Origin of the sequence: Planomicrobium sp. MB-3u-38, assembly GCF_002836425.1 — a bacterium.
GTDB classification, from domain to species: domain Bacteria; phylum Bacillota; class Bacilli; order Bacillales_A; family Planococcaceae; genus Planococcus; species Planococcus okeanokoites.
On sequence record NZ_PJBO01000002.1, the window covers coordinates 43,117 to 51,409 of the forward strand.

The following is an 8,293-nucleotide window of genomic DNA, read 5'->3' on the forward strand; positions in this document are numbered from 1 at the left end:
ACAATTCAAAATATTTTTTGTCACCCATTGGGGGAAAAGATGATGAATCCAAAAGAACAATTAAACAAAGTTATCGATAATATCGAGAAAGTCATAATCGGCAAGCGTGATATCGCCGAACTGAGTATGGTGGCAATGCTGTCCCATGGGCATGTTTTGCTGGAAGATGTGCCGGGTGTCGGCAAAACCATGCTGGTCAGGGCGTTGGCGAAATCAGTCGGTGCGGATTTTAAACGTATACAATTCACTCCAGATTTATTGCCTTCAGATGTAGTCGGCGTTTCAATCTATAATCCGAAAGATATGGAGTTCAATTTCCGCCCGGGTCCGATTATGGGCAATATCATTTTAGCCGATGAAATTAACCGTACTTCCCCGAAAACCCAATCTTCTCTGCTCGAAGCAATGGAAGAAGCTTCCGTTACCATCGATGGTGTCACTATGCAGATTCCCAAACCATTTTTTGTTATGGCCACACAGAATCCGATTGAATATGAAGGAACTTATCCACTGCCGGAAGCGCAATTGGATCGTTTTCTTCTGAAAATTAAAATGGGTTATCCTACTTTGAAAGAAGAAATGGAAGTCTTGAACCGTTCACAGCTTTCCGTTCCGATCGAAGAATTGCAGTCAGTCATTACACTCGAAGAATTGCTTGATTTACAGCGCGAAGCCAAAAATGTCAAAGTGGATGAAACGATCCGCAGCTATATCGTCGATCTTGCGCGGCAAACCCGAAATGATCCATATGTCTATTTAGGGGTAAGCCCACGAGGTTCGATCGCTTTGATGAAGTCTGCCCAAGCCTATGCTTTATTGCGGGGCCGGGATTTTGTTACGCCGGATGATGTCCAGTACCTGGCGAAATTTGTTTTTGGCCACCGCATCATGCTCCGTTCTGAAGCCCGCTATGACGGAATTTCGGCGGAAGAAATTACGGAACGCATCTTAACGAAAACAAAAGTGCCTGTCCAAAGGCTAGTCGGCCAATGAAACAAATCAAAAAAGCCCTCTCTCTTTGGGGCAGGATAATATTTGTTGTTTTTATCCTGTTGCTCACTTTTTCATTTGCGATGTTCCAGGGCGGTTTCGTCAGCTGGTTCATCTTTTACATGGCCTTGCCGTTTGTGCTGTATTCGCTGCTGCTGATTTTCTATCCGCTGCAGGATATTGAAATGACCCGCCAAATCCATACTGCACAAATCAGAAGAGGCCAGAAGTATTCAGCGACAGTGCATTTCAAACGGAAATTGTCTTTTCCTCTTCTATATACAGTACTGACCGAAAAAACGAACTCTATCGCTTTGCGAAAACGGAATCCTGCGGATAATCGGACAATGTTTATGCCCGGTTTCCGAAAATCCCATACGTGGCGCTATGAAATCGACGATATGCCGAGGGGCGAGCACGTACTGGAAGGTATTAAACTCGAAGTCGCAGATTTTTTTGGCTGGACCAAAAAAACAAAAATGTTTCCATTGAAACAGACGATCCTCGTTTATCCTAAAACGCATGATATTCCGTACCGGGCAATTGAATCCAGTTATGATCAGGGAGCGATGGCCGCTCCGCATACATTGGTGAAGGATACGACCATGGCTACCGGAATCCGCGATTACCAGCCGGGGGATCGGGTTTCCTGGATCCACTGGAAATCATTTGCGCGGACGCAAACCCTGCGCACCAAGGAATTCGAAGACCGGCAAGCCGAAGATCTATTTTTGCTGGATGATCGTAAACCGTCCGATAAATTTGAACTCCAGGTTGAACTCACTGCTTCTTTATTGCAGTCGATTGTGAGAGCAAATTCAAGCGTCGCTTATTTATCAATCGGCAGCACCCTTGATTCGTTTCCGGTCATCCATTCAGAAAGCCATTTGCAGCGTGTCATGTATCACTTGACGAAAATCCTGCCGGATCTTGATCGGCCGGCTGAAGAAGTAGTCAGCAGAGATCTTCAACAAATACGGGCTACCACTATAATCTACGTTACAACTAAATTGACCGTGGAAATGGTCGAAGCTATTCGAAGAAATGTTAAGAATCTCAATACTTGCATGTGCCTTGTGCTGTCCAATAAAGGCGAGAAATTTGGCAAGGCAGATGAAGCTGCCCATCAATTCGCAGTTTCAAAGGGCTTTATCGTAAAACTTGTAGCACCGGAGAATTTCGCTTCGGTCTTTACGGAGGTGGGCCGCAAATGAATTCCATTCGAAAAAATAAGGCGTTCATGGCGATTTTGTATATCTTGGTTTTCCTCTTATTGGCGGAATGGCTCACTCCGGTCATCACTTTGACCGATACCGGCCATAAACCGCTGTTTCTGATTTTTATCGCCATCAGCTTGCTCATGGCATTCTTGCACGTGCACTGGACCATAGCCGCTGGCGTTAAAATGGTCTACATCATGTGGTTTCTGATCTATGTCTATACTGAGGCGACTATTTTCTCGTTTGAAGCTCTCGGTTTTATCCTGGATGATATGCAAATAAATTTAGCGGCGTTATTTGCCCAGGACTGGGCACAAACCACCGATATATTCAGGACGGTATTATTCTTCAGTTTATTATGGATGGCGGTTTACCTGATCCATTATTGGGTCAGTTTCCGTTTAAGCATCTTCCTGTTTTATATTCTAACGGTTATTTTTATTGCGGTACTTGATACATTCAGCCCTTATAACGGCGATACTGCAATCATACGCATCATGGTCGTTGGCCTGATGCTTGCAGGCTTGCTTCATTTGGCGAGATGGCTTGAGGGCCACCGGATCAATGAAACAATCGAGCGCCTCGCGGGTTTCATCATCCCATTATTTGTCATGGTGGCGGTTTCTACGGCACTTGCCCTTTATTTGCCTAAAGCCGGCCCGCTATGGCCGGACCCAGTGCCGTATATCACTTCTTTTTCTGGAGAAGGCGGACCTGGACCGGCTGCAGTTGGACGCATCGGCTACGGAGTAGATGATTCTGAACTGGGGGGATCGTTTCTTGGTGACGACACCCCGGCTTTTCGTGCCGAAGTGGAAGATGGGCAATACTGGAAAGTAGAAACGAAAGATACTTACACTACCAAAGGCTGGGAATTGAGTGAGCCTGTGAGCGAACCGGTTCTCTACAGTAATGGTGATTTAATAGAAACAGAATTTGAACCCGGAACGGAGGATGAGTCGCAGAACGCGGTACTGGAAATGGAACAGGATTTTCCGTTTGTCCTTTATCCATATGGAATAGAATCCATCCAGATGAATGGCGAGATCCGCTACAGTTATTCAGCGGTTGACCAAAAAATTGAGCCGTTATTGAGCGGTGCGCCTTTCGAGCCTGATGACGTTGAGCTTCAATTCAATGAACCGTCTTACAGTCTGACCGGCCTCCGGGAATCGACCGTCGATAAATTGGCCGAACTGCCGCCTGAATTTGACCGCTACAAACAGCTGCCCGAAGAATTGCCGCAGCGAGTCAGGGATCTGGCCCAGGAAATTACGATGAATTCGGAAACTGTCTACGATAAAGCCCGCGCTGTCGAAGACTATTTTGAAAGAAATGACTTCGAATACAGTCTGACGAATATACCGGTGCCTGAAGAAGATCAGGATTACGTGGATCAATTTTTATTCGAAACCAAACGTGGCTATTGTGATAACTTTTCCACTTCCATGGTCGTATTGCTGCGGAGTTTGGATATACCTGCCCGTTGGGTGAAAGGCTTCAACGAGGGTGTGCAGGTAGACAGCAATGGTGAAACTGAAGTTTACGAAGTCACAAATAATAATGCCCATTCCTGGGTGGAAGCATATATGCCCGGAGTAGGCTGGATGCTGTTTGAGCCGACAATCGGCTTCACCGGATCTTCACAGATTGATTTTGACTTGGATATCGAAACATCAGATCCAGAAGAACAGGAACTGCCTGAGCGTCCGCAGCAACCGGAGCTTGAGGAAGAAGATGAAGAGGCGGCTGCATCTGCCGGGTCGGATGGTCCGAGTCTGTGGGACCGGTTCGGCGAATATGCGGCAGATAATAAAGGCTCTATTTTCCTGGGAATGGCCGCATTTGTTTTGCTGTCAATTGTCTTGTTTTTGAAGCGCCAAAGGTGGCTGCCAAAAATATTGGTGCCGTATTACCGAAGAAGAAATGGCAAGCAGACTTTTGAGAAGGCCTATCTCCGATTGCTGAAGCAACTGGATCTCTACGGGATCAAAAGGGAAGATGGACAGACGTTGATGTCTTATGCCAGATATATCGATTCTTTCTTTGGCACTAAGGAAATGACCCGCCTGACGGCTTCCTATGAACAATCTGTCTACGGAGGCCGCCCCGAAACTGTGGAATGGCGCGAATTGAAGGAAAGTTGGGAAAACTTAATCAATCGCACAACCAGTTGATTTTGGGCGGGCTAACTTGTACAATTGAGAAAATTATAAAGTACAGGTGCCCTCATATATGTCCGGTGATATGGATCGGATGTCTCTACCAAGTCCCCGGAAACGACTTGACTATGAAGGCGGATGCCGCATGCAATTTTTTGCATGGGGCTTCGCCTTTTTGATGTAGAGCAAAAGAACGCGAGGAGCTTTTTCGCGTTCTTTTATTATTTGTGCCGCCTGAAATCGATCAGAAGAGGTGAAGGTTTTGCCAGTCAGTCCAATGTTAAAAGAACAAAGTAAAATCGTCGTATTAGATTTCGGCAGTCAGTATAATCAGTTGATCACACGCCGAATTCGTGAGCTTGGCGTCTATAGTGAACTGCATCCACACACAGTCACAGCTGAAGAAATCAAGGAAATGAACGCTACCGGCATCATTTTTTCAGGTGGTCCGAATTCTGTATATGATAAAAATGCTTTTTCCATAGACGATGCGATTTTTGAAATGGGTCTTCCGATTCTGGGGATCTGCTACGGCATGCAGCTGATGGCTTTGCACTTGAAAGGCGACGTGAAAAAAGCGCAGAACCGTGAATACGGCAAAGCTGAATTGAAATTGGTGAAGGAAAGCAAATTGTTTTCCGGCCTGCCTGAAGAACAAATTGTCTGGATGAGCCACGGCGACCTGGTTACCGAAGCACCTCCAGGTTTCGATGTCATCGGTACGAGTGCTGGCTGTCCAATTGCCTCCATGGCAGATGAGTCACGTGGATTCTACGGTGTCCAATTCCATCCGGAAGTCCGCCATTCAATCTATGGCAATGAATTGCTTCGTCAATTCGTTTTCGAAATCTGCGGTATGAACGCGGATTGGTCGATGGAAAATTACATCGAACTTGAAATCGAAAAGATCCGCGAAGAAGTCGGAGATAAAAAAGTTCTGTGTGCCTTGAGCGGCGGAGTGGATTCTTCGGTTGTTGCAGTACTGATTCACCGGGCAATCGGGGATCAGCTGACTTGCATGTTCGTCGACCACGGACTGCTTCGTAAAGGCGAAGCGGAAAGCGTCATGAAAACTTTCGCTGACGGTTTTAACATGAACGTCATCAAAATCGATGCGCGCGACCGCTTCATGAACAAACTTGCAGGCGTGACGGATCCGGAACAAAAACGTAAAATCATCGGCAATGAATTCATCTATGTATTTGATGATGAAGCTTCCAAATTGGAAGGCATGGATTTCCTGGCTCAAGGAACTTTGTATACGGATATTATCGAGAGCGGCACGACAACTGCCCAGACGATCAAATCCCACCACAATGTCGGCGGACTGCCGGAAGATATGCAGTTCAAATTGATCGAACCGCTGAATACTTTATTTAAAGATGAAGTGCGTGTCCTTGGCACAGAACTGGGTATGCCTGATGAAATCGTCTGGCGTCAGCCGTTCCCGGGACCAGGTCTGGGCATCCGGATTATGGGAGCAGTCACTGAAGAAAAACTTGAAATCGTCCGCGAATCTGATTGGATTCTGCGCGATGAAATCAGCAAAGCTGGTTTGGACCGCGATATATGGCAATACTTTACCGTTCTTCCTGACATCCGCAGCGTTGGAGTCATGGGCGATGCGCGCACATACGATTACGCAATCGGTATTCGTGCGGTAACATCGATAGACGGCATGACTTCTGACTGGGCCCGGATTCCTTGGGATGTCCTCGAGAAAATCAGTGTCAGATTGGTCAACGAAGTGGATCACATCAACCGTGTGCTTTATGACATCACGAGCAAGCCACCAGCAACCATTGAATGGGAATAAAAAGTAAATCACGAACTAAAAGTTATAAATATTAAATAATGTTCGTGATTAGCCTTGTTCAAAGGTATAATATGTGTTATTCTACAATAGAAATTAAATAACGCTGTCGTATAATGTCGGGGATATGGCCCGAAAGTTTCTACCGAGTTACCGTAAATGACTCGACTACGATTTAAGTCACGGTCCCATCTTTTTAAAGGGAGTCGGACTTTTTCTGAAATAATTATTTCGGAAATTAAAATCGAAGGGCGCATACGGCATTTTGCTGTATGCGTCCTTTTGTTTTAACTGCATTTTGCGGCAGCACGCGGAGGAAATAGAAAAAATGAAGAAATATTTTCAGTTTGAAGAGCTTGGCACAAATTACCGCCGGGAATTTATTGGCGGGTTAACAACCTTCTTGGCAATGGCTTATATCCTCGTAGTCAACCCATTGACATTGACTTTGGCTTCAGTGCCTGACCTGCCCGATTCGATGCGCATGGATTACGGAGCTGTCTTCATGGCTACGGCTTTGGCTGCTGCAATTGGTTCGATATTGATGGGAGTGTTGGCGAAATACCCTATAGCTCTAGCGCCAGGAATGGGATTGAATGCATTCTTCGCGTATACGGTTATTTTGACTTACGGGATTCCTTGGCAGACTGCCTTAACTGGCGTGCTTTTTTCAGGTGTCATTTTTGTCCTTTTAACATTAACGGGTGTTCGTGAAACGATCATTAATGCAATTCCTGCAGAATTGAAGTATGCAGTGGGTGCTGGGATCGGCCTTTACATCACTTTTATCGGGCTTCAAAATGCTGAGATCATCGTTGGCAATCCGGATACAATGGTAGGAATCGGCGATTTGACGAATCCTTCCACACTGCTTGCCATTTTCGGTTTATTTGTAACTGTCATTTTCATGGTCCGTGGATTTAAAGGCGGCATCTTCTTCGGAATCTTGATTGCTGCCGTGGTTGGAATGATTTTCGGAGTCGTCAATTTGCCGAGTGCTGTTATTGATTTGAACGTTCCGAGTATGGGTTCGACATTCGGTGTAGCTCTTGAACCGATTTTCAATGATTTCGGATCTCTGATGAATATTGAGTTTCTGGTCGTGGTATTAACTTTCCTGTTTGTCGATTTCTTTGATACAGCCGGAACTTTAGTTGCTGTTGCAAATCAGGCAGGTTTGATGAAAGACAATAAATTACCGAGAGCAGGCAAAGCTCTTCTGGCTGATTCTATTGCGACTGTTGGTGGCGCGATTTTTGGTACGTCAACTACTACATCTTATATCGAATCGACTTCCGGAGTTGCGGCAGGAGCCCGTTCAGGATTTGCTTCTGTTGTCACTGGCGTCCTGTTCCTGGTAGCGATCCTCTTTTATCCGCTGCTTGAAGTTATCACTAGTGCAGTCACTGCGCCGGCTTTGATAATCGTGGGTGTGCTGATGGTATCTTCATTGGGGCTGATTGACTGGAGCCGTTTCGAAATCGCTGTCCCAGCGTTCCTGACGATGATCGCTATGCCTTTGGGCTATAGTATCGCGACCGGGATTGCAATCGGATTTATTTTCTATCCGATTACAATGATAGCTGCAGGAAAAGGAAAGCAAGTCCATCCAATTATGTACGGATTGTTTGTAATATTTGTTCTGTACTTTATTTTCCTCGCTTAAGTGATGAGCTTTATGAGAGTGAAAGCCCGCCAAATTTTTGGCGGGCTTTTTCAATGGCGATATTATATATAGAAGAAAGTCAAAAATTCCAGTTTGAGAATATGAGCTAGAAATTATCGGCTAATATTTATAACTGTATAACAAGTGAGTTGGAAGTATAGTGCGCTGACCGTATATAGAAATGAGTGCTGGCGACAAAGAGCAGTTCTTAGTCAGAAGGAAGGTGCAGAATTGCAGTAATTTAAAACTCCGTCATTGCTTTGCATGTAAAGGAAATTATTCCTTTCAAAGTTGTAACTCTATTGTAATTTTATTGTGTGAAAATTCTGTTATAATTAATGCAGTGACACTCTAAAGAAACTTTAATGTTTTTGTTGACATGTTATATGTCAGCTGGTATATTAATAAAGTCGCCAATGAGCGCGGCGTTAAATTTCAAACT

General features: G+C 45.2%; 5 protein-coding genes and 2 riboswitches. All 5 genes read left to right on the plus strand.

Features of this window, described 5'->3' with window-relative positions; all coding sequences use genetic code 11:
- The first annotated feature begins 42 nt into the window (after nt 1-42).
- The 5 genes from CXF70_RS02325 (at nt 43) to CXF70_RS02345 (ending at nt 7,851) form a co-directional block, all read left to right on the plus strand.
- Nucleotides 43-993 carry an AAA family ATPase gene (locus CXF70_RS02325; protein WP_101801375.1) on the plus strand — a complete coding sequence of 317 codons (951 nt, stop codon included), beginning with the start codon at nt 43-45 and terminating at the stop codon, nt 991-993.
- Nucleotides 990-2,204 carry a DUF58 domain-containing protein gene (locus tag CXF70_RS02330; RefSeq protein ID WP_101801376.1) on the plus strand — a complete coding sequence of 405 codons (1,215 nt, stop codon included), beginning with the start codon at nt 990-992 and terminating at the stop codon, nt 2,202-2,204. The genes CXF70_RS02325 and CXF70_RS02330 overlap by 4 nt, the downstream gene beginning before the upstream one ends.
- A complete protein-coding gene (locus tag CXF70_RS02335) occupies nt 2,201-4,387 on the plus strand; it encodes a transglutaminase TgpA family protein (protein WP_101801377.1) in 2,187 nt (728 codons plus the stop codon). The genes CXF70_RS02330 and CXF70_RS02335 overlap by 4 nt, the downstream gene beginning before the upstream one ends.
- A gap of 32 nt (nt 4,388-4,419) precedes the next feature.
- Nucleotides 4,420-4,521, plus strand: a riboswitch (purine riboswitch).
- 128 nt (nt 4,522-4,649) lie between these two features.
- Nucleotides 4,650-6,188: a glutamine-hydrolyzing GMP synthase gene (gene guaA, locus CXF70_RS02340; protein WP_084242998.1), complete on the plus strand. Its 1,539-nt coding sequence runs from the start codon at nt 4,650-4,652 to the stop codon at nt 6,186-6,188.
- A gap of 86 nt (nt 6,189-6,274) precedes the next feature.
- Nucleotides 6,275-6,376: riboswitch (purine riboswitch) on the plus strand.
- A 137-nt stretch (nt 6,377-6,513) separates the two neighbouring features.
- Nucleotides 6,514-7,851 (plus strand): NCS2 family permease, encoded by a 1,338-nt coding sequence (locus CXF70_RS02345; protein ID WP_101801378.1) that lies wholly within the window; start codon nt 6,514-6,516, stop codon nt 7,849-7,851.
- Nucleotides 7,852-8,293: the final 442 nt, after the last annotated feature.

Bases quoted from the DNA above. Each gene is read 5' to 3' on its own strand.
- CXF70_RS02325 (WP_101801375.1), top strand. From the start codon at position 43: ATGAATCCAAAAGAACAATTAAACAAAGTTATCGATAATATCGAGAAA.
- CXF70_RS02330 (WP_101801376.1), top strand. From the start codon at position 990: ATGAAACAAATCAAAAAAGCCCTCTCTCTTTGGGGCAGGATAATATTT.
- CXF70_RS02335 (WP_101801377.1), top strand. From the start codon at position 2,201: ATGAATTCCATTCGAAAAAATAAGGCGTTCATGGCGATTTTGTATATC.
- guaA (WP_084242998.1), top strand. From the start codon at position 4,650: ATGTTAAAAGAACAAAGTAAAATCGTCGTATTAGATTTCGGCAGTCAG.
- CXF70_RS02345 (WP_101801378.1), top strand. From the start codon at position 6,514: ATGAAGAAATATTTTCAGTTTGAAGAGCTTGGCACAAATTACCGCCGG.